24 protein-coding genes are annotated in these 24,610 nt (G+C 45.9%); all 24 read left to right on the top strand.

Annotation, left to right across the window (positions count from 1 at the left end; all coding sequences use genetic code 11):
* Window positions 1-12: 12 nt before the first annotated feature.
* Window positions 13-423: a flagellar basal body rod protein FlgB gene (flgB, locus tag MHM93_RS11885; RefSeq protein ID WP_045978574.1), complete on the top strand. Its 411-nt coding sequence runs from the start codon at window positions 13-15 to the stop codon at window positions 421-423.
* Window positions 424-425: 2 nt separating this feature from the next.
* Window positions 426-848, top strand: a complete 423-nt coding sequence (gene flgC / locus MHM93_RS11880; protein WP_045978575.1) for a flagellar basal body rod protein FlgC — start codon at window positions 426-428, stop codon at window positions 846-848.
* A 14-nt stretch (window positions 849-862) separates the two neighbouring features.
* The gene (locus MHM93_RS11875) at window positions 863-1,540 is read left to right on the top strand and encodes a flagellar hook assembly protein FlgD (protein WP_022944056.1); all 678 of its coding nucleotides are present in this window, start codon (window positions 863-865) and stop codon (window positions 1,538-1,540) included.
* Window positions 1,541-1,579: 39 nt separating this feature from the next.
* The gene (flgE, locus tag MHM93_RS11870) at window positions 1,580-2,905 is read left to right on the top strand and encodes a flagellar hook protein FlgE (protein WP_138507736.1); all 1,326 of its coding nucleotides are present in this window, start codon (window positions 1,580-1,582) and stop codon (window positions 2,903-2,905) included.
* A gap of 129 nt (window positions 2,906-3,034) precedes the next feature.
* Window positions 3,035-3,778 carry a flagellar basal body rod protein FlgF gene (locus MHM93_RS11865; RefSeq protein ID WP_022944054.1) on the top strand — a complete coding sequence of 248 codons (744 nt, stop codon included), beginning with the start codon at window positions 3,035-3,037 and terminating at the stop codon, window positions 3,776-3,778.
* Between the two features lie 21 nt (window positions 3,779-3,799).
* The gene (gene flgG, locus MHM93_RS11860) at window positions 3,800-4,588 is read left to right on the top strand and encodes a flagellar basal-body rod protein FlgG (RefSeq protein WP_022944053.1); all 789 of its coding nucleotides are present in this window, start codon (window positions 3,800-3,802) and stop codon (window positions 4,586-4,588) included.
* A gap of 14 nt (window positions 4,589-4,602) precedes the next feature.
* On the top strand, window positions 4,603-5,283 hold the full coding sequence (gene flgH, locus MHM93_RS11855) for a flagellar basal body L-ring protein FlgH (protein ID WP_026110987.1): 681 nt from the start codon (window positions 4,603-4,605) through the stop codon (window positions 5,281-5,283).
* Between the two features lie 11 nt (window positions 5,284-5,294).
* Window positions 5,295-6,386: a flagellar basal body P-ring protein FlgI gene (locus MHM93_RS11850; RefSeq protein ID WP_022944051.1), complete on the top strand. Its 1,092-nt coding sequence runs from the start codon at window positions 5,295-5,297 to the stop codon at window positions 6,384-6,386.
* A 150-nt stretch (window positions 6,387-6,536) separates the two neighbouring features.
* The gene (gene flgJ, locus MHM93_RS11845) at window positions 6,537-7,472 is read left to right on the top strand and encodes a flagellar assembly peptidoglycan hydrolase FlgJ (RefSeq protein ID WP_239449260.1); all 936 of its coding nucleotides are present in this window, start codon (window positions 6,537-6,539) and stop codon (window positions 7,470-7,472) included.
* Window positions 7,473-7,475: 3 nt separating this feature from the next.
* Window positions 7,476-9,485, top strand: coding sequence for a flagellar hook-associated protein FlgK (gene flgK / locus MHM93_RS11840; protein ID WP_239449259.1), 2,010 nt, complete (start codon window positions 7,476-7,478; stop codon window positions 9,483-9,485).
* A 5-nt stretch (window positions 9,486-9,490) separates the two neighbouring features.
* Window positions 9,491-10,738 (top strand): flagellar hook-associated protein FlgL, encoded by a 1,248-nt coding sequence (gene flgL / locus MHM93_RS11835; protein WP_045978578.1) that lies wholly within the window; start codon window positions 9,491-9,493, stop codon window positions 10,736-10,738.
* Between the two features lie 279 nt (window positions 10,739-11,017).
* Window positions 11,018-12,010, top strand: a complete 993-nt coding sequence (locus MHM93_RS11830) for a flagellin (protein ID WP_138507733.1) — start codon at window positions 11,018-11,020, stop codon at window positions 12,008-12,010.
* Window positions 12,011-12,399: 389 nt separating this feature from the next.
* The gene (locus MHM93_RS11825; RefSeq protein WP_138587855.1) at window positions 12,400-13,383 is read left to right on the top strand and encodes a flagellin; all 984 of its coding nucleotides are present in this window, start codon (window positions 12,400-12,402) and stop codon (window positions 13,381-13,383) included.
* 160 nt (window positions 13,384-13,543) lie between these two features.
* Complete coding sequence (locus MHM93_RS11820; RefSeq protein WP_138507731.1) at window positions 13,544-14,536, top strand: flagellin; 993 nt, start codon at window positions 13,544-13,546, stop codon at window positions 14,534-14,536.
* A 78-nt stretch (window positions 14,537-14,614) separates the two neighbouring features.
* A complete protein-coding gene (locus MHM93_RS11815; protein WP_239449258.1) occupies window positions 14,615-15,046 on the top strand; it encodes a flagellar protein FlaG in 432 nt (143 codons plus the stop codon).
* 24 nt (window positions 15,047-15,070) lie between these two features.
* Window positions 15,071-16,486, top strand: coding sequence for a flagellar filament capping protein FliD (gene fliD, locus MHM93_RS11810; protein ID WP_138507730.1), 1,416 nt, complete (start codon window positions 15,071-15,073; stop codon window positions 16,484-16,486).
* 14 nt (window positions 16,487-16,500) lie between these two features.
* A complete protein-coding gene (fliS, locus tag MHM93_RS11805; RefSeq protein WP_239385704.1) occupies window positions 16,501-16,923 on the top strand; it encodes a flagellar export chaperone FliS in 423 nt (140 codons plus the stop codon).
* On the top strand, window positions 16,916-17,200 hold the full coding sequence (locus MHM93_RS11800; RefSeq protein ID WP_138587853.1) for a hypothetical protein: 285 nt from the start codon (window positions 16,916-16,918) through the stop codon (window positions 17,198-17,200). Before fliS ends, MHM93_RS11800 begins: the two co-directional genes overlap by 8 nt.
* An 85-nt stretch (window positions 17,201-17,285) precedes the next feature.
* Window positions 17,286-19,409 carry a 6-hydroxymethylpterin diphosphokinase MptE-like protein gene (locus MHM93_RS11795; RefSeq protein ID WP_239449257.1) on the top strand — a complete coding sequence of 708 codons (2,124 nt, stop codon included), beginning with the start codon at window positions 17,286-17,288 and terminating at the stop codon, window positions 19,407-19,409.
* Window positions 19,406-20,596, top strand: coding sequence for a UDP-N-acetylglucosamine 4,6-dehydratase (locus MHM93_RS11790; protein ID WP_239449256.1), 1,191 nt, complete (start codon window positions 19,406-19,408; stop codon window positions 20,594-20,596). The genes MHM93_RS11795 and MHM93_RS11790 overlap by 4 nt, the downstream gene beginning before the upstream one ends.
* Entirely contained in the window at window positions 20,596-21,753 is a 1,158-nt protein-coding gene (locus MHM93_RS11785; protein ID WP_239449255.1) for a LegC family aminotransferase, read from the top strand. Before MHM93_RS11790 ends, MHM93_RS11785 begins: the two co-directional genes overlap by 1 nt.
* Window positions 21,750-22,907: a UDP-N-acetylglucosamine 2-epimerase gene (neuC, locus tag MHM93_RS11780; RefSeq protein ID WP_239449254.1), complete on the top strand. Its 1,158-nt coding sequence runs from the start codon at window positions 21,750-21,752 to the stop codon at window positions 22,905-22,907. The genes MHM93_RS11785 and neuC overlap by 4 nt, the downstream gene beginning before the upstream one ends.
* A complete protein-coding gene (gene neuB, locus MHM93_RS11775; RefSeq protein ID WP_239449253.1) occupies window positions 22,900-23,982 on the top strand; it encodes an N-acetylneuraminate synthase in 1,083 nt (360 codons plus the stop codon). Before neuC ends, neuB begins: the two co-directional genes overlap by 8 nt.
* Window positions 23,975-24,607: a NeuD/PglB/VioB family sugar acetyltransferase gene (locus MHM93_RS11770; RefSeq protein ID WP_239449252.1), complete on the top strand. Its 633-nt coding sequence runs from the start codon at window positions 23,975-23,977 to the stop codon at window positions 24,605-24,607. The genes neuB and MHM93_RS11770 overlap by 8 nt, the downstream gene beginning before the upstream one ends.
* Window positions 24,608-24,610: the final 3 nt, after the last annotated feature.

Genomic DNA, 24,610 nt, shown 5'->3' with positions numbered 1-24,610 from the left:
TTTGGAGAGGCTATGGCTATCAGTTTTGATAAAGCATTTGGTATTCATCCCCAAGCAATGCTCGTTCGCTCGCAAAGGGCTGAGCTATTGGCGTCGAATATTGCCAATGCAGACACCCCTGGCTATAAAGCGAAAGACATTGATTTTGCCAGCGCGTTAAAAGCGGCAAATAATCGGCAATTAAGCGGCAATAGCTTAGCTCGCACCCATCCGGAACACCTCCAAGCAAGTACCCAAATGAGTATGGGTGAAGCAAAATTTCGTGTTCCAAATCAACCAGATACAGGCGATGGCAACTCTGTTGATGTACAGGTGGAACGGAACTTGTATACACAGAACGCTATAGAGTATCAGGCCAGCTTACGCTTTATGAACGGCAAGATTTCCGGTCTTAAGAAAGCCCTAGGTGGTCAAGGAGCATAATCATGAGTTTATTTAATGTTTTTGATGTTTCTGGTTCGGCCATGAGTGCGCAAAACGTGCGCTTAAATACCACGGCCAGCAACTTAGCAAACGCAAACTCGGTTAGCTCCTCAGTGGAGCAGACATATCGCGCTCGCCAACCTGTTTTCGCTGCTCAGTTGCAGCAAGCAGTAGGCAAACAGCAAGGTGAGTCTGTGGGAGTGAAAGTGCTGGGTGTAGTCGAGAGTGACAAACCGTTGCAAATTGAATACAACCCAGGTCACCCGATGGCGGATGAGAACGGTTATATCTATAAACCCAATGTTAATGTGGTTGAGGAAATGGCCAATATGATTTCGGCGTCACGCTCCTATCAAACGAATGTGCAAATAGCCGACTCTGCTAAGCAAATGCTAACGAGAACGTTGCAGCTTGGTAAGGGTTAAAGCGAGGATAGAGCATGAACAATAATGTGCAATCAGCAACGGGTCTAGGCTCCCTGTATTGGGATAACCAAAATAAGGCGCCGGAAGAAAAGAGCGATGAGCTCACCCAGGAAGATTTTTTCAGCCTGCTGACTCAGCAGTTGTCCTATCAGGATCCGAGCAAACCTGCGGATAATGACCAGATGATTGCGCAGATGACTAATTTCACCATGGCCGAGGGGATCTCAAAGCTCAATGAGAATTTTAACTCTTTGGCTGCGTCAATGACATCTAACTCGGCGCTGCAGGCGTCAACACTAGTCGGGAAAAAGGCGTTGTTGGAGTCTGAAACTATCGAGTTGTATAGCGGTGAAGTGAGTAAAGGGACTGTTCTTGCTAAAGAGCCTGTTGATAATTTAAGCCTCACTATCAAAGACGATAAAGGTCAGGTGGTTGAGGTGGTTGATTTAGGCTCGCAACCTGCTGGTGCAATTCGCTTTGAATGGGACGGTCTCGACAAAGACGGCAATCCGTTTCCTCCTGGTGAGTACGACATTGTGGCAGAGGGCAGCATCAATGGTGAATACAGCTCTTTACCTATGGCGACATTCAAAAATATTGAAAGCGTTAATATCAACGGCGCGAATGGGATCATCGTGAATACCAAAGAGGGCGCAGTGAAGCTCGCTGAGGTGGCTGAGATTTCAGTGTAAAGCATTTGCCTGCGGGCAGTTATTACGAAGAGGTGAAACATGAGTTTCAATATCGCTTTAACAGGGTTGGCGGCAGCCCAAAAAGACTTAGATGTGACCGCAAACAACATTGCGAACGTCAATACCACAGGTTTTAAAGAATCCCGCGCAGAGTTTGCTGATGTGTATGCGGCATCAGTATTCAGTGGCGGTAAAACGAAGAACGGTGATGGTGTGCAAACCACCATGGTCGCGCAGCAGTTTCACCAAGGTTCTTTAAAGTTCACGTCAAATGCACTGGATTTAGCGATTACCGGTGAAGGTTATTTTGCCATGGCCGATGATTTAGCTTCGCAAGATTTTACCTATACGCGTGCTGGGGCGTTCAAGCTTAATGATGATAACTTCGTGGTCGATGCTAAAGGTAACTTACTGCAAGGTTTCCCAACGGATCCGGTAACCGGTGATACCACTTCGGTGAGCTTGAGTACGGCCAATCCGATTCAAATACCTGATTCATCAGGCTCTCCAAATGCGACAGATAATGTCTACAGCTCATTTAACTTGGATGCAGGTGCCACCGTTCCAACGGTAACGCCATTTAACCCAAATGACTCAGCTACCTATAATTCGTCAACATCAACAACGGTCTATGACTCTCTGGGTGAGCCCCACGTACTGCAGTTTTTCTTTGTAAAAACAGCCTCTAACGAATGGGATGTGCGCGCCACCGTCGATGGCACTGAAGTTGATAACGCGGGTAACGCAGGTGCAGGCCCTATCACCCAGTTTACTTTTGATGCAGCGGGTTTACCATTGCAAACAGATGGTGCGCCCAATACCGGCGCGACGTTTAACCCAATGACGTTATCGGGCGCTAACCTGAGCGCCAGCGGTATTTTGACCAACGGTGCCCAGTTTAATGATATTAACTTAAACTGGCGTGATGAAGCTGCGACGGGTAACAAGCTCCCAACCCAATTCTCTAGCCGCTTCGAGGTGAAGGCGTTGGAACAAGATGGTTCGACCGTGGGCCGCTTATCTAATATTGAAATCGGTAGTGATGGTAAGTTAGTTGCTTCGTATAGTAATGGCGACTCTACCTTCTTAGGCCAGGTAGCGATGGTCCGTTTCCCTAACTCTCAGGGCTTGCAGCAGGTAGGTAATACCAGCTGGAAAGAAAGCTTAGACTCTGGTGAACCCATCGCAGGTGAGCCAGGGACCGGGACCTTGGGCACGATTAATTCTGAAGCGTTGGAGCAATCGAATACTAACCTTACTAATGAACTAGTTGATTTAATCAGTGCACAACGAAACTTCCAGGCTAACTCTCGGGCGTTAGAGGTGAACTCAACGCTGCAACAGAATATCCTGCAGATCCGATAAGAAAAATCCTACTAGGCCACCTTTTGGTGGCCTTTTTTCATCCCTCTAGTCTCTCCTTTTAAATAACTCCTTTTTCTTGGTATCAATCTTGCTTTAGTCAATATAACGACGATTTTAAGGAGCAAGCCAATGGACAAGATGCTGTACATTGCCACCTCAGGAGCTAAGCAAAGCCTACTGGGGATGGGGGTTAAAAGTAACAACCTTGCCAACGCTAACACCACAGGCTTTAAAGCCGATATCGCTCAGGCACGCTCGATGCAGGCCTTTGGTGAAGGGTTGCCGACACGCGTTTTTGCTCTGCAAGAACGCGCAGGGACCAACACCACAGCTGGCGGTATTTCTGAAACCGGTCGCGACTTGGACATTGCTATGAGTGAGCACGGTTGGCTGACGGTATTAGATGATGCCGGCAACGAGGCCTATACCAAAGCCGGTTCATTGAAAATGACCCAAGAGGGGATGCTACTCGATAGAGATGGCCGTCAAGTTGTTGGCGAAGGGGGGCCAGTAATCCTGCCTGTTCCGATTGAGAAAATAAGTTTCAGCAAAGACGGCACCATTCAAGTTCGCCCTCAAGGCGCCCCGGCCAACTTTCTTGAAGAAGTGGACAGATTGCAAATCGTTGAGGCCACAGGGCATCAGGTGGAAAAGGGCAACGACGGTCTGTTTCGGCCCGTAAATGGCCAACAACTTGATGTTTCTGAAAATGTCTCAATCATGTCAGGGGCTCTCGAGATGTCGAATGTCAATCCTGTGCATGAAATGGTCGATATGATCAGCCATCAACGTCAGTTTGAATTACAAGTCAAGCTAATGAAAACCGCCGAAGAGAATGACCAGCGTGCTGAGTCATTGCTACGGATTATGTAACATTAGCGAGGAGTCACTACTATGAACCCAGCATTGTGGATCAGTAAAACCGGGCTTGACGCCCAACAGACCGATATTTCGGTTATTTCCAATAACTTGGCTAATGCCAGCACGGTCGGTTACAAGAAAAGCCGCGCCGTGTTTGAAGATTTGTTGTATCAAAATATCAATCAACCTGGCGGGCGCTCTTCACAAGATACAGAGATGCCTTCGGGGTTGATGCTTGGCGCCGGTGCCAAGGTGGTTGCTAACCAGAAGAATTTCTCCCAGGGCAATATGCTAAGCACGGAGAACTCCCTCGACTGGATGGTTCAAGGACAAGGCTTTTTTGAGGTGTTGCTCCCTGATGGCAATATTGCTTACAGCCGTAATGGTCAATTCACGACCGACGAAGACGGTCGTATCGTCACCAGTGGTGCTGGTTTTCCGGTGCAACCAGAAATGAACGTGCCCGATGACGCGCAGTCTATTACTGTGTCGCAAGACGGAGAGGTTTCGGTGCGCGTAGCCGGGCAGGCGGACAATGTAGTGATTGGTCAGTTGGTGATCAGTGACTTTATTAATCCATCAGGGCTTGAACCTATGGGCCAAAACCTTTACACCGAAACCGCTGTCAGTGGCGCTCCGGTGCAAGGTAACCCGGGAGTAGACGGCTTGGGTATTATTGTTCAAGGAGCATTGGAAACCTCGAACGTCAATGTGACCGAAGAGCTGGTCAACTTAATTGAGACACAGCGTGTTTATGAGATGAACTCTAAAGTGATTTCATCTGTAGACCAGATGCTCAGCTATATTAATCAGCAGCTATAAGTGGGGGCATTATGATTAGGCCAATTGCACTATCAATTACTTTTGTACTTGCTACAGGGTGTGTTTCTACACAAAACTCCCATGTTGTCGAAAACGACCCTTACTATGCGCCGATGTATCCGCAGGAAGCAACACAAAACATGACCCAAAGTGGCGGCCTTTTCAATCCCGTATTGGCGAACGATTTGTATGCCGATAAGAAAGCGTTGCGTACTGGAGATATCATTACTGTGGTACTGCGTGAGTCAACGCAAGCATCAAAAACGGCAAAAACGGAAACTGACAGGGAAACCGAGCTGGGGTTAGAGCCGGTTATTGGTTTAGGCGGCAATCCGGTCAATATCGGTGGAGATAGCATTCAAATGGGTGTGAACTCAGATGCTTCGTTCACCGGCGACGCTAAATCTAATCAATCCAACAGTTTGTCAGGCAATATTTCCGTGAACGTGATGCGCGTGCTGCCCAATGGTAATTTGGTGATTCGTGGCGAAAAGTGGTTAACGCTTAATACTGGGCAGGAGTTTATTCGCTTAGAAGGCATTGTTCGCCCAGCTGACGTGAGCTCCGAAAACACCGTAGAAAGTAGCCGTATCGCTAATGCGCGTATTCAATATTCTGGCAAAGGCGAGCTGCAAGAAACGCAAAGTGCCGGTTGGCTATCACGGTTCTTTATGAGCACTTTGTTCCCATTCTAAGGAGTCCAGTCATGAAATGGTTAAACCTTATCGTGTTCTGCATGGCGTTGACTAGCTGGCAAAGTTTTGCCGAGCGTGTCAAAGATGTGGCCATGGTTGAGGGCGTACGTAGTAACCAATTAGTGGGTTATGGTCTGGTTGTGGGTCTGCCTGGCACGGGAGAGAAGAGCCGCTTTACCGAACAAAGCTTTAAAGCGATGTTGAATAACTTTGGCATTACTTTGCCGGCCAACCTTAAGCCAAAGATTAATAATGTTGCAGCGGTTGCCGTTCATGCGGATATGCCGGCGTTTATCAAACCCGGCCAGAGTATGGATGTCACTGTATCTTCAGTAGGTAGTGCCGAGAGCCTACGCGGTGGTACCTTATTGCAAACCTTCCTAAAAGGTGTCGATGGTAATATTTATGCTATTGCTCAAGGTAGCTTAGTGGTTAGTGGATTAGGCGCGCAAGGGCTTGATGGCTCACGTGTGGTGGTCAATACGCCAACTGTGGGGCGAATTCCTAATGGCGGCATTGTCGAGCGCGCGATCCCAAGTCCTTTTACCCAAGGGGATTACATTACCTTTAATCTTAATCGCCCTGACTTTACTACCGCGAAGCGCCTGTCCGATACCATTAATAATCTCGTCGGGCCGAATACCGCAATGGCAATGGACGCGGCGTCAGTGCGCGTAACTGCCCCACGTGATGTTTCGCAACGAGTCGCTTATTTATCGACGCTGGAAAACCTTGAATTCACTCCCGCCGATAATGCTGCGAAAATCATTGTCAACTCCCGTACTGGTACCATAGTGATTGGCAAAAATGTCAAGTTGCAGCCAGCGGCTATTACTCATGGCGGGCTCACGGTGACCATCGCCGAAAATGCAGAAGTGTCGCAGCCCAATGCATTGGCCGAGGGCGAGACGGTGGTGACCAATCAAAGTATTATCGATGTGCGTGAAGACGACTCGCGTGCCTTTGTTTTTGACCCCGGGGTGAGTTTAGATGATCTTGTGCGCGCGATTAATGAAGTGGGCGCCGCACCGGGAGATTTAATGGCCATTCTTGAGGCGTTGAAAGAGGCTGGTGCTATTAATGGTCAGTTGGTGGTCATTTAAATCTGATACTGCAACAGCAAACCCCAAGTGCCCAAAGCCTTGGGGTTTGCTGTTTTTATAGCCACCTAAGTTCTTGTTAATCAGAACTATAAAGTCAGTGGTACGTTTTTTGCTTTAGTTTTTGCATCTAGTCATTACTTTGTCAGTCTTATGGATGCTAACCAACTGCAAACGCAAAGCGTCTTCGATCTCAATAGCTTAGATAAGCTTCGTCAAGATGCGTTAAAACAGCCTGCCGGCAGCGACGGCGAGCGCGCGGCCTTAAAGCAAGCAGCGCAGCAGTTTGAGTCTATCTTTACGCAAATGCTGCTCAAAAGCATGCGCAAAGCCAATGAAGCCTTCGAAGATGAAGACAGTCCTTTTAATGCCAGCAGCGTTAAATACTTCCAAGACATGCATGATCAGCAGCTCTCCAGTGAGTTATCGGCGAATGGCTCATTGGGCTTGGCCGATTTGATTGTGCAACAGTTATCGCCACAAAAAGACAGCTATATGCCTGCGTCAGCTTTGCGTGATGCGCGGTTAAACAACGCGCAAGTGAAAACCCAAGAACAACACTCTGAGGCATCTCCTATCGCTCACAAAGCCGATTTCGCCAATGCCAAAGAGTTTGTCGAAGGGGTGTGGGACGTTGCCCGTGAAGCGGCCGGTAAAATCGGTGTGCACCCCGGTGTTATGGTTGCTCAAGCTGCATTGGAAACTGGTTGGGGCAAGCACATTATTAAAACTGCGAGCGGTGAAAGTTCAAACAATTTATTTAATATCAAAGCGCACCGTGACTGGCAGGGGGAAGCGACTGTAAAACCAACATTAGAGTATGAAGGAGGAGTTGCGGTTCAGCGCAAAGAACCGTTCCGAGTGTATGACTCTATTGAGCAAAGTTTCGATGATTTTGTCTCATTTTTGAAAACTAATCCCCGTTACCAGCAGGCTTTAGATGTGGCCGATAAGCCTCATCAGTTTATCGACGCTATACACCAAGCTGGCTACGCCACCGATCCACAGTATGCAGAGAAAATTAAACGTGTGTTAGGGCAAAGCGAATTACGCGCCCTAGCCGGTGATCTGCTAAGGCAAGGAGAGTAGATCATGTCATTTAACCTACTAAACATTGCCAGTTCAGGCATTCGTGCCAATACCGAGCTGCTTAATACTACCAGTAAAAATATTGCCAACATTAATACCGAAGGCTACGTGCGCGAGCGTACAGAGCATGGCACCACCTTCGACAATCAGGTTGGCCGTGGGCAAACCTATCGTCTGCTCAATGAGTTTGCACAACAGCAACTCAATAGAGACACCTCTAATCGCTCGTTCTTTGAGCGCTTTATGGAGGAAGCACAGCGTATTGATAGCCAGTTTTCCGAGGAGTCCAATAGCCTGTCTACGCAAATCAATGGCATGTTTAATAATCTGCAAGAGGCGCTGAATCAGCCCTCTAACAATGTTACCCGCTCGTTGTTCTTCACCAACGCGGAAAACTTTGTTAATCAGATGGATAGGTTGTCAGGAATTGTATCGCAACAAAAGAGTGTGGTGAATGATCAGCTTGGGATCCTTGCTGATGAAGCTAATGGCTTAATTGAGAAAATTAGTGAGCTGAACAACCAAATTACAGCTGTTCATGGCAAGAAAGATCAAGCTGATGCCAGCTCGGTCTATAACGAGCGCGACAAAGCGATTAAAGATCTTTCAGAGCTAATGAACCTAGAAACACTCGATGGACCTCATGGTGAAAAATTGGTGTTCATGTCTACAGGTGAAGCTTTGGTTATGGAAAATGGTAGCTTTAACTTGTTCTCGTTAAATGGCGATCCAGATCCGAACCTTAAGGAACTTCGCCTTGATGTGACCTCCGGACAAGCCAATAGCTTAGAGGTTGATACCAACAGCTTAAAAGGCGAGATTGGTGGCCTGCTGGCTTATCGAGACGAGGTACTCATACCGGCGCAAAATCAGCTGGGGCAAATGGGCTTATCATTGGCCGACGCCTTCAACCAGCAAAACCGCTTGGGGATGGACGCCAACGGTGAAATAGGAGGTGATCTGTTCACTTTGCCCACCGTCAACGGCTTACCATTCGCCGCTAATGCGGGATCGGGCAATTTGCAGGCTGGTTTAGAGCAGGGGATGGGCAAAGAGATTCCGGCAACGGATTTCCGTGTTACCTTTACCTCGCCAACAACCGTAGAGATAGTGCCCCTTAATAATAAAGGTGAGCCTATCGGTACGCCGTCGACGGCCAACGTAACGGCGGGAGTGATAGACTCAACCACAGTAACAAGTGGCGAGTCTTATGGCTTAGATATTGATGTGACAGGTGCGCCAGTAGCGGGAGATAGCTTTGATATCAAGTTAAATGCCTTTGCAGCCAGTAATGTTGGGTTGGCGACCACGCGGCCAGAAAAGCTGGCATTAGCGTCGCCAATTCGCACCGAAACAGCGTTAAATAACGTCAGTGAAGCGGCAATTTCTCCCGGTTCGGTGACTGATATTGCCAACTCAACGGGCATCACTGTGGGCCCGCCGCCAAGCTTGACGAACGGGCCAATCAGCTTGCAAAAAACAGGTAATCCTAACGAGTACACGATTACCGATGGCAACGGTACAACGACTTTTACCATTACACCGCCTGCTGAAAATATGCTCGCTCAAGCAGGAGCACCGTACGCTAACTATGGCTTTGACTTTAATATTGAAGGCAACCCGGCTGCAGGCGATACGTTTAGCCTCGAGTTTAATACCGGGGGTTTTGACGATAACCGTAATGGCCTGGCACTCGCTGGGCTACAAAGCGAAGAGTTAGTGCGAGAAAATGTGCTGAGCAGCGGCAGCGCCGATAATCTCAAAACATTCAACCAGGCATTCGCAGGTATAGTGACTGATATAGGGATTGTAACTAGCCAAGCACAAACCAGTCATGCGGCTTTCTCTGCGTTGGAGGAGCAATCGAACGCTTGGTATGAGTCGATGTCAGGTGTCAATTTAGATGAGGAAGCGGCTAATTTACTGCGCTTTCAACAAAGTTATGCGGCATCAGCGCGTGTGCTCTCTACAGCACAAACGGTGTTTGATAGCCTGCTTAGCTCCGCGAGGTAAATAATATGCGTTTATCCAATAATCAAATTTATCAAAAAGGCTTAACCAGTATTTTAGAAAACCAGGTTAAGGTTGCCAAAGCACAAGAGCAGATCAATACGCAAAAGCGCGTGTTAACTGCATCTGATGATCCATCTGCAACAACGCGAGCCATGCTATATGGTGATGCTATTGCTAGTAACGAGCAATACACCAAGAACCTTAATTTGCTCAACAGTCGTTTAGAGACAGAAGACAGTGTCCTTAAAAACATTAAAGACTCTATTCAACGTGCTAATACGCTTACCGTACAGGCTGGTAATGGTGCATTAACAGAGCAAGACCGTAAAGGTTTAGCGGAAGAGTTAAAAGCGATCCAGGCTAACTTGCTTGATTTGATGAATGCCAAGTCTGAAGACGGTAAGTTTATCTTTTCTGGTTATCAAGATAACAACCAGAGTTACCAGTTTAATAGTGCAAGTGGGCGTTACGAGTATGGTGGCGACCAAGGCCAACATAAAGTTACGGTTGCCGAAGGGGTGAGCATTAAATCATCAGACAATGGTTTCGATGTTTTTGAAAAAGTACCCACGCGCTTAAATGTTGACAGCAATACAGCAACGCCCGGCGGCGGTGTGACTTCGGCAACAGTGTATGTGAACGAACAAAACGCTTTTGACCAATTTCATAAACAAAATTACAACTCAGACCCAGCCGCTGGCGCAACCGCCAACACGATGACGGTGGATATCACGGCCGGTCCTCCCGATAGCTATCAAATACTGCAAGACGGGGCGCCATTAACGCCTGCGGTTACTGGGACCTACACTCCCGGTGAGCCGATTAAGTTTGCCGGTATGGAAATTGATATTCAAGGCGCAGCTCCTGGACAGGCGACCTTCGATTTGGCCCCGCCGGGGCGAGACAACGTGCTTAATACCCTTGAGGATTTAATTAATGGGATAACCACACCTGGATTAGGTATTGAGGATTACCAACAAGTTTTGGCCGATGGTTTGGTGCAGTTAAGTAGTGCACAAAACCAAGTATCACTTACCCAAGCAGGTTTAGGCGGACGCCTGAATACGGCTGAACGTATTGAGTTTTCCAACGCCGATGTTGATATTAATAACAAAGAAGCAAAAGCTGATCTTGTTGAAGTGGATATGGCTGAAGCGGTGACCGAGTTAACACGTCATGAGACTGCACTGCAGGCTTCGCAGGCCACTTTTAACCGTTTGTCGAACTTATCCTTATTCGACTATATCGGTTAGTTGAGGTTGCTATTTGTGGTTGGGGCCGTAAGGCCCTTTTTTATTTTTTGTTTCTATAACTATTCGCTCTTCTCCTACCTCAAAGTTACCAACTTATAAGTAAAGTTATTAATTTTTATATTTAAATTCATAGTGTTGAAAAAAAGTATAAAAAAATACTAAAGGAAAAAAGTGCTCGCCCGATAACCTAAGTAACTTAGCAAAACGTCAAAAAACAAGCTTTCGCTTAGTAATTGATAGTTTGAGAGTAAATTCAAAGTTTACTGTGGGAGAAATGACATGGCACTTTATGTAAATACTAACGTAAGTTCACTGAACGCCCAGCGTCAGTTAATGAATTCAGGTAACGAGTTAGATACCTCGTTCCAACGTTTATCATCAGGTTTTCGTATTAATAGCGCAGCTGACGATGCGGCAGGTCTACAAATTAGTAACCGTTTAGGTTCACAAATCATGGGCTTGAACCAAGGTAACCGTAACGCCAATGATGGTATCTCTTTAGCACAAACCGCTGAAGGAGCAATGGATGAGGTTACTAACATGTTTCAGCGTGTTCGTACTTTATCGCAGCAAGCTGCAAACGGCTCTAATACAGATGAAGACCGTTTAGCGTTGCAAGAAGAGATTCGTGCCTTGATGGATGAAGTTAACCGCGTTGCGTCTGATACTACATTTGGTGGTACAAACCTTCTTGATGGCTCGTACAAAGCAAGTTTTCAGGTTGGAGCTGATGCCGCACAGGTTATAGGTTTTAGCATGCAACAGGTAGGCGGTACATCAGGTGACTCGGATCACTCGCTATCTGCAAATGGAGGTTTCACTCTTTCAGGCATTGCAGGCGTCGCGTCAGAAGTAACTTCAAAGGCGATGACAGATGTACTTGGAACTGATGGCATTTCAACGTTGTCATCGATTAATTCCGACTTTGCTCTTACGGATGCAGCATTCTCTAATGTGTTCACTGAGACAGGCATTTCTGTCTCGAGCCAAATGAATGCGCAACTGGTTATGGCTGGTATGGATTCGTTAATTGCGGTAGTGGATAAAAAACGGGCTGAATTGGGTGCGGTACAAAACCGTTTCCAATCAACAATTCGTAACCAAGCAAACATCTCTGAGAACTTGAATGCGGCAAAGTCTCGCATTAAAGATACAGATTTTGCTCAAGAGACCGCAAATCTAACTAAGAACCAGATCTTGCAACAGGCAAGCCAGACCATTCTTAGTCAGGCAAACCAGCGTCCACAGGCAGCATTAAGTCTTCTTGGATAAGTAAAATGAAAAGCGCCCTTGCTGATGGGGTATTGGCAAGGGCGCGAAGTTGGATTTTAAAGCGGAAGCTAATTGCTAAAAAAATCCCAAAGTTGGGCAGGGTGCTACATCCCACCCAACTTCATTCAGTATAAGCAGCTATTATGCCAAAAAGTATAACAATTTTTTGGCAGTCGATTTCACTCTCAAACACAAGGGCCGTTACGGCCCTTTTTTCATATTGGCCCACTTATTGCTCATTTACTCTTATACGCGGCTAGCGCGGGTTTTTAACGGCAAATAATTGCCAAGCCCCCTCTGAAAGCGGCGTAAAGGATCCGCCTTAGTGTGGAAACAATTCGCCGCAAGCAGCGGTTAATAACCAAATTGAGAGTGAAAGAGAGGCTATTATGGCTTTATATGTAAATACCAACGTCAGTGCGCTTAATGCACAGCGTCAGTTAATGAACTCTGGTAATGAGTTAGATACCTCGTTTAAGCGCTTGTCTTCTGGCTTGCGTATCAACAGTGCTGCCGATGATGCGGCAGGCTTACAGATTTCAGATCGTCTGCAGTCACAAATCCTCGGTTTAAACCAAGGTAACCGAAATGCCAATGACGGCATCTCCTTAGCACAAACCGCTGAAGGTGCGATGGATGAGGTGACATCCATGTTCCAGCGCATTCGAGTACTGTCTCAACAAGCCGCAAATGGTTCAAACACCGATGAGGACCGCTTGGCGCTGCAAGAAGAAATACGCCAACTTTCTTCTGAAGTAAACCGAGTCGCATCAGATACGACCTTTGGTGGCCAAAATTTACTTGATGGTTCTTATTCTGCAAGTTTCCAAGTTGGCGCAGATGCGGTGCAGGTTATCGGCTTTACCATGAAAAATGTGGGTGGAACGGCTAATAGCTTGTCGGCTGATGGCGGGTTCACTATTTCGGGTATCGCTGGTGTAGCATCAGGTGTTGGCAATAATGCGATGACGGCTATTCTCGGAACTGATGGTGTTTCTACGCTTTCTGGCCTTGACTCTAACTTTGCCCTCACTGACGCTGTTTTCTCTAATGTATTCACAGAAAGTGGAGTGTCCGTGTCCAGCCAGGTTAATGCTCAGCTAGTGATGGCAGGCATGGATTCACTTATCGCTGTTGTTGATAAGAAACGGGCCGAGCTCGGTGCGGTACAAAACCGCTTCCAATCGACGATTCGAAACCAAGCAAACATTTCGGAAAATTTAAGTGCAGCAAAATCACGAATTAAAGACGCAGACTTCGCCATGGAAACTGCAAAGCTAACCAAGAACCAAATTTTGCAGCAGGCAAGTCAGACTATTCTTGGTCAAGCGAACCAGCGTCCGCAGGCCGCACTGAGCTTGCTGCAAGGATAAACTGATACTTAATTCGTATTTTTAAAAAAATTATTAAAGCCTCCGTTTTAACTGTCGATAACAGAGCTAGAGAACTGTAACTCTAGTTCTTATCGTGAATCTAAGCTGAATAGGGGTATTTCGCTTAGGTTCATACAATTAAGATAAAGCGGAGGCTAATATGGCTTTATATGTAAATACGAACGTTAGCTCGCTCAATGCGCAGCGTCAGCTAATGAACTCGGGCAATGAGCTTGATACATCTTTTAAGCGCTTGTCCTCAGGGTTTCGCATTAACAGTGCATCTGATGATGCAGCGGGTATGCAAATTTCAAACAGGTTGACGGGGCAGGTCAATGGCCTAAACCAAGGTAACCGAAACGCTAACGATGGTATTTCTTTAGCGCAAACCGCTGAAGGGGCGATGGATGAAGTAACTAACATGTTCCAACGTGTTCGTACCCTAGCCCAACAAGCTGCTAACGGCTCAAATACTGATGAAGATCGTGTAGCGTTGCAGGAAGAAATACAGCAGTTAATGGGTGAAGTTAACCGTGTTGCTTCTGACACTACTTTTGGTGGTCAGAATCTACTTGATGGCAGCTACAAAGCCAGTTTCCAGGTCGGTGCTGATGCAGCTCAGGTCATTGGATTCAGTATGCAGCAAGTGGGTGGTACCGCAGGTGATAGTGATCATTCGCTTTCCGCTGATGGTGGCTTCACTTTATCAGGGATTGCTGGCGTCGCGTCAGAAGTTACGTCTAAAGCAATGACAGACGTACTAGGTACAGAAGGTATCTCTACACTGTCATCAATTAATTCCGACTTTGCTTTAACTGACGCAGCGTTTTCAAATGTCTTTACCGAAACGGGTATCTCGGTATCTAGTCAAATGAATGCGCAGTTGGTGATGGCTGGTATGGATTCATTGATTGCCGTGGTTGATAAGAAGCGAGCTGAACTGGGTGCGGTACAAAACCGTTTCCAATCTACAATTCGTAACCAGGCGAACATCTCGGAAAACTTAAGTGCTGCACGTTCGCGCATTAAAGATACCGACTTTGCTGCTGAGACAGCTGCTTTGACGAAGAACCAAATCTTGCAACAGGCAAGTAACTCAATTTTAAGCCAAGCAAATCAGCGTCCTCAGGTCGCTCTTTCGCTACTGGGTTAAATTGAACTGATTTAAGCCATAACTGACGATTAGGCGGTTATGGCTTATACTCCTTCTAGGCATTGTTGGAGATGTTACATGGCTGAAATTAACTTAAATCAAGACTTGGCAACTGTTTTGCAGAGTAGCTCAACAGCGAGTAAACAAGACTCGTTATCTGAAGCTAAAAATGAAGCAAAGCTGGGTGTTCAAGAAGATATTGAACTAAAGGCCGAGGATGACTCTTTAGTTTCTAACAAAAGCGAGTTGATGCAAACACAGCAACAACTCAATGAAGAGCTAAGAGAGAGTTTGGATAAAATTAATGACTTTATTCCAATTCGTTCAACGAATCTGGTTTTCGAGTTTGACGAACTTGGAGATCCTCCGATCGTTAAAGTTATAGATCGCGATAGTGAAGAGGTGATTCGAGAAATTCCACCTAAAGAGTTCCGCGAAGTTGCTAAAGCTTTAGAAGAATTTGCCGATAAACTTGATAATCGTGGAGTGCTCTTTGATCAATCTGCGTAACGTAAACTGAATTAGGAGGTTTTTATGCCATTAATCACTCAGGCGGGCATAGGCTCGGGTCTTGACCTTGAGAGCATTATCAGTGCGTCTATTGAGGCTGAAAATGTTCCTAAAATGCAGAAGTTCATTCAGAAAGATGAGCGCCTTCAAGTCGAATTATCTTCGATTGGTGCGGTCAAGTCTGCGTTATCCAAGTTAAAGGACACCATGGAGAAATTAGGTGATCCCGATAACTTTAATAAACGTTTGGCGAATATTTCACAGCCTCCAAGTGGCGATATTATCTCTGTGAGCCCCTCTAGTGATATCACTCCAGGTAACTTTGATGTGCAGGTCCAACAGCTTGCCCAGGGTAGTCGTGCTATGTCAGCCGCCAATGCCTTTGCAGATAACTCCGCTGTAGTTACAGCGTCTGGAGGAACTCTAAGTTTCGGCGCTGGTGACAAAAGCTTTGATGTAACCTTGGATGCTGGAGCCACGCTATCAGATTTACGTGACGCTATTAATGATTCAGACACGAACTTTGGCGTAACTGCCAACATTATCAACACTGGTAGTGAAGCTAAATTAGTGCTGACTTCAAACGAAACTGGATCGGGTAATGATCTTGTTATTACCAATGACAATGCCGAACTTGACGCTGTCTCAACGGTCGCTAATGGTGGCGGTGCGGGAGGCATGAGCATTGCGGCGGGAGACGAAGCGACAGACGCCAAAATCACCGTAGATGGTATCGAGATTGTTAACGACAGCAATGTGTTTAAAGATGCCGTGCAAGGCATGACTATCACCGCTAAGCAGGTAAGTGAGGCCGGAGAAAGCGCAGGCATCAATGTCAGCGTGGATAGAGAAAGTGTTAATACACTCGTCAACAAGTTCATCGAAGATTATAACAATTTAGTTGGCACTATCGCCTATCACACTAGTTACGACGAGGAGCGCCAAGTGGGTTTGCGCGGTGATGCGACCATGCGTTCGTTGAGTGACCAGCTTGTAAGTGTATTGTCCAGTGAGCTGACTGATGCCGGTCCTTTCACCAGCATTTTCGACATTGGATTAAGCGTTAATGATGACGGTTATTTGGAAAAATCCAGCATAGTTCGTAGCCTAGACGAAGCAATGGATACCAATTATGATGATATTGGCAAGGCTTTTGCAGGTGAAAACGGTGTCGCGAATAAATTAGAGGAGCTGCTTGGATCGTTTGTTGACTCTGGTGGTATTTTGAAAAGTCGTGAGGAAAACATTAATAGCCAGATTGACGATCTAGAAGAGGATGTGCTGGATCATCAATATAGGATGGAGGAGCTAGAAACCCGGCTTCGTAAGCAATACTCCAATTTAGACGTTTTATTAGCACAGATGAGTTCGACGCAGCAGTATTTAGGTGCTCAGTTAGCTAGTTTACCAGGTTTCGGTAGCGGCAAATCATCATCTTAGTGAGGTTATAAATTATGTATAATGCAAAAGTTAAGAATTATCAGAAAGAAGCATTAAAAACCCGCCTCGCGGGCGCTGATAGATATGAAGTGATCCAAATTCTAATGGCCGGTGCAATTGAAAAGATGGTTCATGCTAAGGTAGCTATCGAGCATAAAAACTTTGAAGCGAAGGCTGAACATCTAGGTAAGGCATCTTCAATTATCGAGGCTTTGCGTGGCTGTTTAGATTTTAATGTGGGTGGTGAAGTAACGGAAAACTTATATGCACTTTATTCTTATATGCTCGACCAGCTCATTGATGCTAGCGTAGAAAATAGCGTTGAAAAAGTAGAAGAAGTGAGTGTGTTACTTAAAGAGATTAAGTCTGCTTGGGATAGTATTCCTGTCGAAGTGAGAGAGCAAACTCTTAATACCCAAGAGGCTCAGCTTGGATAAAATTGCTGAGTTGCAAGCCGATTTAAAGTCGCTGGAGGAAGCTTTATCCTGCGGTGACTACGGCGAGGCTGTCAAATATCATAGCAAGCTAGATAATAAGCTTCGTGGTCTATCGGAGCAAGAGGTTGCTGGTAACCAAAATGCGCTAGCAGATGTTTATAATAAGCTCACCTTGCTCAATGAAAGTGCGAGAGAGACTCAGTTGACAGTAAAGAAAGACCTTTCCAATTTTACTAAAAACCAAAGTAAGCTCAAAGCGTACGACATTCCCCGTTAAACTTTAAATGTTCATGTAATAATGGCACTCAACTTGCTGAGTATATGCTAAATTACTCTTTAGCTATCAGTTTATAAGGTTGATTATGAGCGCTGGTAAAAAGCACAATGATCTAAACGATGCACTCAATGCGGCTCAGGAAAAACTTCGTCACGCACAAGCTCACAAAATGAGAGAAGCCGCTTTTGCCGTGGAAGCAAATGAGCGGTTTGACAAAAATTTGACGGCCTTCAGGCATTATTATCCAGATATTGCAGATTTTATACAAAGCTACCAAACCCGAGACGACTTCTGCCTTCATGTAACCGAATCTGGCGACGCTACTTTTTATCCTGAAGGAAGTGATGTGCCCATCTATGGTGACAACCCTAGGGCCCAAGCTAAGGAGCAAGTTGAACACTACGTGCAGCATGCTAATTTCGGCCGAACGGACTACTTTAAAGCCTCAAGTGAAACAGCGAGCAGTGAGGATGAGAGGCTGCACTTGCGATATATGTATAAGTTGGTCCGAGAACTAGCAAAGACTAAATCAATAGAAAGCAAGCCTCTTACCGAGCTACCTGAATCTTTCCCGTCATGTTTAATTTTTGGCATCGGCCTTGGTTATCATATTCCTGAATTGCTTGACAAATGCAAGTTTGACTACGTGTTTATCTGTGAACCAGATTTAGAAATGTTTTTCGCTAGCCTTTTTTGTATTGATTGGTCAGATGTTATCCACCGACTAGACGAACAAGATGCGTGTCTTTTCTTACATTTAGGTACCAGCTATGAAAGCTTCTTTAACGAGGTCTTTCAAGTTGCTGAGGATATTGGCGCTTACTCGGTTATCAATAGTTTTTGCTATCAGCATTATCCATCCGAAAAGGTAAATAAATTAATAAAAACATTTTTTAGCAACTACTATCAGCTCCACCAAGGTTTCGGATTTTATAACGATGCTATAACAGGGCTAGCTCATGGAATTCGTAATATTGAACAAGGTGGAGAGTTTTTATTTGCAAATAAAAAGGCGTATGAACTGGTGGGCAATACGCCAGCCTTTGTTGTTGGGAATGGCCCCTCACTAGACGCTGCTATAGAAGTCTTGAAAAACTTTAATGGTCAAGCTGTCATTTTCGCTGCTGGAACAGCATATCAAAGTTTACTAAAAGCAGGAGTTACTGCAGATTTTCATGTTTTAGTTGAAAGGCCAAGGATCACATATGACATCCAGCGAACGATTGAACCAGAACAAGGTTACGGCGATACAAATTTATTAGCTGTAGATGTTATGTATCCTGATGTTCTAGGACTATATAAATGGGCGGGTTTAGGGTTAAAAGGGCCTGAGGCAGCCTCATCCTTCATTTCCACACATACCAAGAAAAAGTATGGTGTCTCAGCCACAACCCTCCCAGCCAGCGGACCGATGGTGTCCAACACAGCCTTGTCATTTGCATTGTGTATGGGATTTACCGAAGTTTATCTATTTGGCGTTGACAACGGTTACAGTCTTGGTGGCGTGACGCACTCCGAGCTAAGTATTTACAACGATAAAAAATTAAAAGAGCAATTCAAGCCACTTAAGGGTGCGAGAATTGAGTTTGAAGGAAACTTGGAACACCCGGTGAAAGCGACACCTCTGATGGCTATGTCTAAAACAACGTTTGATAGGTTGGTTAAGGGAGCTTCCCAATGCCATGTGTATAACGTTGGTGAAGGGGCGAAAATAGAGGGGGCGATGGCACTTAAGGAAAGTGATGTTGGCTTAGCGAATACAGTTACAGATAAGTGTAAGTTAGTTGAAGATTTAAAGTCTCTGTTATTCAGAAGTGTTGAAATAGAAGATATAGAGACAAAGATTAGCTTCGAAGAATTCGACTCTTTATGTCAGTATTTGATTGACATAGGCAACCGAGACTTTTCAAGTCGCGATGAAGCTCATGCAATTCTCAAATCTCAACAGCGGTTAGTTTATGCTTACCGAAAATCAGTGAACCCACATTTATTTAACCTATTAAAAGGCAGTTTACTATATTTCCACTGTCCACTGATAACTTTGCTGTATTACTTCGATGATGAGCAAGAAACACTTAAGCACTTCAGATCTGCTTTTTCCGTTTGGCTTGAATTGATTGAGAAAATCAAAGATGACTTCCCTGTTAATTGGAAAGCGAAGTGTACTTGGACAAAACCACAGTATCAGCAATATAAAGAGGCCAAGTGATGGATATATTGCGAGTAGTCAGTCGCAGCCAGCCGCTCTTTTCAAAGGATCTCACAGCGTATGAGCAAGAGTTGTCGGCGAAAGTGTCAGCGTCACGTTTTTTAGTGCTCGGTGGCGCGGGGACTATTGGTCAAGCCGTATGCAAAGAGATCTTTAAGCGTAGCCCTCAAGCCCTCCACGTTATCGATATTAGCGAAAATAATTTGGTGGAACTAGTGCGCGATATACGCTCGTCATTAGGATACATCGAGGGAGACTTCCAAACTTTTGCTTTGGATATTGGCAGCTTAGAGTATCGCGCCTTTATCGAACAACAACCTAAATACGATTATGTGCTTAACCTTTCTGCATTGAAGCATGTGCGCAGTGAGAAAGATCCCTATACGCTGATGCGTATGATTAACACAAACATCTTTAATACTGAACAATCATTACGCCAGGCAATTGCCCATAACAGCAGCAAGTACTTCAGCGTCTCCACTGATAAAGCGGCGAACCCAGTAAATATGATGGGTGCATCAAAACGTATCATGGAAATGTTTCTCATGCGTGCCGGTATGCAAATACCCGTCTCAATGGCTCGTTTTGCTAATGTGGCCTTTAGTGATGGCTCGTTACTTCACGGTTTCAATCAACGGCTACTGAAGCAACAACCTATTGTCGCTCCTAGCGACGTTAAACGTTACTTTGTCACCCCAACAGAGTCAGGGCAATTATGCTTGATGTCATGTTTGTTAGGTGACAATGGAGATATTTTCTTTCCTAAACTCAGTGATGAATTGCACTTACAAACCTTTAGTGAGATTGCAAAGGCCTATCTACATCAACGTGGATATGAGCCCTTTATATGTGAGAGTGAACAACAAGCACGTGAATTAGTGCACTCATTGCCCCAACAAGGGCAATGGCCTTGTTTATTTAGTTCCAGTGACACCACCGGGGAAAAAGACATCGAAGAGTTTTATACTCCGACAGAAGAGCTGGATATGACACGCTTTGATGACCTTGGCATCGTCAAGAGTAAGCTTGCCTATGACTCGACCAAGCTAAGCGCATTTGTAGACAATATTAATGCTATGAAAAGTGCGGGACGATGGAGTAAGGCTGACCTTGTTGCTGAGTTTATCAAACTGCTTCCTGAATTTTCCCATACCGAAATGGGTCGTTATCTAGATGGGAAAATGTGATGGAGGAGGTCAAAAAATTAGTTGAATTGGTGCGTAATCACTACGGTACCAATGACTTTGTTCCACTGCATGCCCCTCGATTCAATGGCAATGAAAAGCGTTATGTATCGGATACCCTAGAATCCACGTTTGTATCCAGTGTAGGTGCTTATGTTGGTGAGTTTGAAGACCAAGTTTGCACTTTCACCGGGGCTGGCGCAGCCGTTGCCACGGTTAATGGCACGGCTGCATTGCATACCGCGTTATTCCTATCAGGTGTAAAAAGTGGTGATATTGTTATCACTCAAGCCCTTACGTTCGTCGCTACGTGTAATATCATTGCCCACCTTGGGGCCACACCACTTTTTATAGATGTTTGCCGGGAGTCGCTCAGTCTTTGCCCAATCGCTCTTGAGGACTATTTAAGTGCTCACAGTGAGATTCGTGATGGCCAGTGTTATCACACTTGTGGCGCTAGAATAGCTAGCGTGATGCCGATGCACACTTTTGGTCATCCAGCCAAAATGGATGCATTGAAAGAGGTCTGTGAACGCTACCATATTACCCTAGTTGAAGATGCGGCAGAGAGTTTGGGAAGCTTTTATAAAAACCAGCACACAGGGACCTTTGCTGATTTCTCGGCGCTTAGCTTTAATGGCAATAAAGTCATAACAACAGGCGGTGGAGGTATGGTTTTGTGCGGCACACCTGAATTAGGCCAGCGCGCTAAACATATAACAACAACAGCGAAAGTGGCACATGCTTATGAGTTTTATCATGATGAACTCGCTTTCAATTATCGCATGCCTAATATCAATGCCGCTTTGGGGTGCGCGCAAATGGAACAGCTACCGGCTTATCTGAAAAATAAGCGTCGATTAGCAGCAACCTATAAAGCCCACTTTAATAACAGTGAACTGGTGTTTGTGGATGAGCCCCAAGATGCTCATTCAAACTTCTGGCTCAATGCGCTGTTATGCCCTTCACGACAATATCGCGATGCATTTTTAGAGCAAAGTAATTCAGCCGGTATAATGACCAGGCCGGTCTGGCAATTAATGCACACCTTACCAATGTTTAATGGTGCTCCTCGAGGACCACTGACAAACTCCGAATTTCTTGCTGATCATTTGGTCAACATACCGAGCTCGGTTGCGCCCGAAAAGGAGGTAAGGTGAAGAAAATAGGGATAGTAACCGGAACCAGAGCTGACTTTGGCTTGCTGTGTCGCACGATTTTACTGCTACAGAGCCACGGCGACTTCGACACTTACACATTTGCTTGTGGCACGCACTTGTCGCCTGAATATGGTTTGACTATAGACGAGCTCAGGGACAGTGGTGTTGAAAATATAGTGACTGTGGAAATGTTGCTTTCATCGGCATCCAAAGTAGGCGTGGCAAAATCCACAGGTCTTGCCACAATCAGTTTTGCTGACGCTTTTAGTCAACATAATCTAGATTGCATCTTATTGTTAGGCGATCGCTTTGAGACATTCGCGGCCGCGCAAGCGGCGCTATTTTTGGGTGTTTCTATTGCTCATATACACGGCGGTGAAGTAACCGAAGGCGCGTTTGATGATGCTTTGCGTCATAGTATTAGTAAAATGGCGGATATTCACTTTCCTGCAGCGCAGGTCTTTGCTAGGCGGCTCATGCAGTTAGGCGAGCAACCGAGTCGTATTTTTGTGGTCGGTGCGCCGGGCATCGATAACATCATGTCAGCACCTAGAGCAAGCCAACAGCAACTTGATGCTGTGCTTACATTTGCTGATCACACCGCTCCTTTAGTGCTTGTCACCTATCACCCTGTGACTCGGGGGGCGAGTGCTGAAAATGATATCACTGCGCTTGTTGACGTGGTTAAAGAGCGTACCGATTTAAACTTTATGATCACCTATCCCAATGCTGACGGCGAAGGTGCAGAAATGATTGCACAGTGGCAAACATTAAGTGCATTGCCCCATGTATCGGTCTGTCCCTCCCTTGGTTTTAAGCGCTATCTTAGTGTTATGGAGCGTGCATCCTGTGTGCTCGGTAATTCATCAAGTGGTGTTATTGAGGCGCCTAGTTTTAAAGTGCCAACAATTAACATTGGTACTCGGCAACAAGGTCGGCCGAAAAGTTGCACGGTGATTGACTGTCAGTTATCTGAAGTACACAGTGCGCTTAACAAAGCATTGAGCCCGGAGTTTGTAATGTCTTGCCAAAGTGCTGAGAATCCATATGGCTCAGGCAATACCGCAAAGAAAATAGTGAGTATTTTGGCTGATATCGATCTACAACAGTTGCAGCCCCAGCCTTTTTACCAATCCGAGAACGCTTATGAATAGTCGAACTTTAATCATTGCGGAAGCAGGCGTAAATCATAATGGTGATGAGCACCTAGCGCTTGAACTTGTGCGCCAAGCCCATGCGGCTGGAGCTGATATTGTTAAATTTCAAACTTTTAAAGCGGCAGAAATTGTTACGCAAGATGCTGCACAAGCGCGTTATCAAAGCGAAAATATTGGCAAGCAGGAATCTCAGTTTGCCATGTTGCAGCGCCTAGAGTTGAGTTATGAGTGTCATCGTCGTCTGCTTCAAGAGTGTCAGCAATTAGGTGTGGAGTTTTTATCTACGGCATTTGACGAGCAAAGTCTGTCTTTTCTGATTAATGACTTGGGTCTGCAACGTTTAAAAATACCCTCAGGGGAGCTTACCAATGCGCCATTGTTATTAAAGCACGCTCAAACAGGTTGCGACCTCATTGTGTCAACAGGCATGGCAACTTTAGGGGAGGTCGAGCAGGCGTTGTCGGTTATCGCATATGGGTTAACTCACCCTGACAGTGAGAGTCCGCGAGAGGGGGACTTTGCAAAAGCGTATGCTAGTGAGGGTGGACAACAGTGTTTGCGTGACAAGGTTACACTTTTACATTGTACAACTGAGTACCCAGCACCGTTGGATGAAATCAATTTAGGCGCGATGGACAGTATGAAACAGGCTTTTCATTTACCTGTAGGCTACTCCGATCATAGTGCTGGTTGGCTGGTGCCTGTGGCTGCTGTGGCCAAAGGGGCAACGGTCATTGAGAAGCACTTTACCTTGGATTGTAATTTGCCTGGGCCCGATCACAAGGCATCCCTTGAACCAAAAGAGCTTCAACAGATGATACGTTATATTCGCCAAAGCGAGCAGGCGCTGGGTCATGGTGTAAAAATGCCCACAGCAAGTGAAATTAATAATAAAGCTGCAGCCCGTAAGAGTTTAGTCGCGGCTGAGGAAATCCCTGCCGGTGCGCCCTTTACACAATGTAACCTTGCGGTGAAACGGCCAGGTACGGGAATGTCTCCGCACCTGTATTGGCGCTTACTGAACTGTAACGCCTCGCAAAATTACAAGCCTGGCGACTTAATCAATGAATAAATCAGCCATTTTGATGTTTGGCGCTGGTGGGCATGCCAGTGTGCTGGCCGATATATTAATGAAACAAGGGCTGCCACTCACAGCCGTGTTCTCGCCACAGTCTATTCAACGTCAAGCGTTGATAGGAATAACTCACTATAAAGATGATCAAGACGTGACGTTATTTAACCCTGAGGATTGTCAGGTGGTTATCGGCATTGGCCCGCAACCCTACGGCGACAGTCGCTCGAAGCTGGCGTCAAACTTGCAAAGTAGAGGTTATCGTTTTGCAACCGTTATTGCCGACTCCGCAGAGGTTTCGACTTATGCCAGTGTGCAGTTAGGAGGGCAGGTGTTGAGTGGGGCGATAATTAATGCGGGCGCGCACATAGAACAACATGTGGTAGTGAATACTCGAGCCGTAGTCGAGCATGATTGCAAGGTGGCAAGCTTTAGCCATATAGCCCCCGGTGCTGTGCTGTTAGGCGGTGCTGAAATTGGCCCGTATGCATACATAGGCGCAGGTGCGACTGTATTACCGAGCGTTAAAGTCGGTGCAGGCGCAGTGGTCGGTGCAGGGGCACTGGTTGATAGAAATGTCGAGAGTAACGCTGTTGTTTATGGTGCACGGGCGAAGCAGAAATAAAGG

This window comes from Pseudoalteromonas sp. MM17-2 (genome assembly GCF_022347945.1).
GTDB classification, from domain to species: Bacteria; Pseudomonadota; Gammaproteobacteria; order Enterobacterales; family Alteromonadaceae; genus Pseudoalteromonas; species Pseudoalteromonas ruthenica.
Note: the sequence above shows the minus strand (reverse complement) of the source record. Positions and strands in the feature narration are given on the sequence as shown.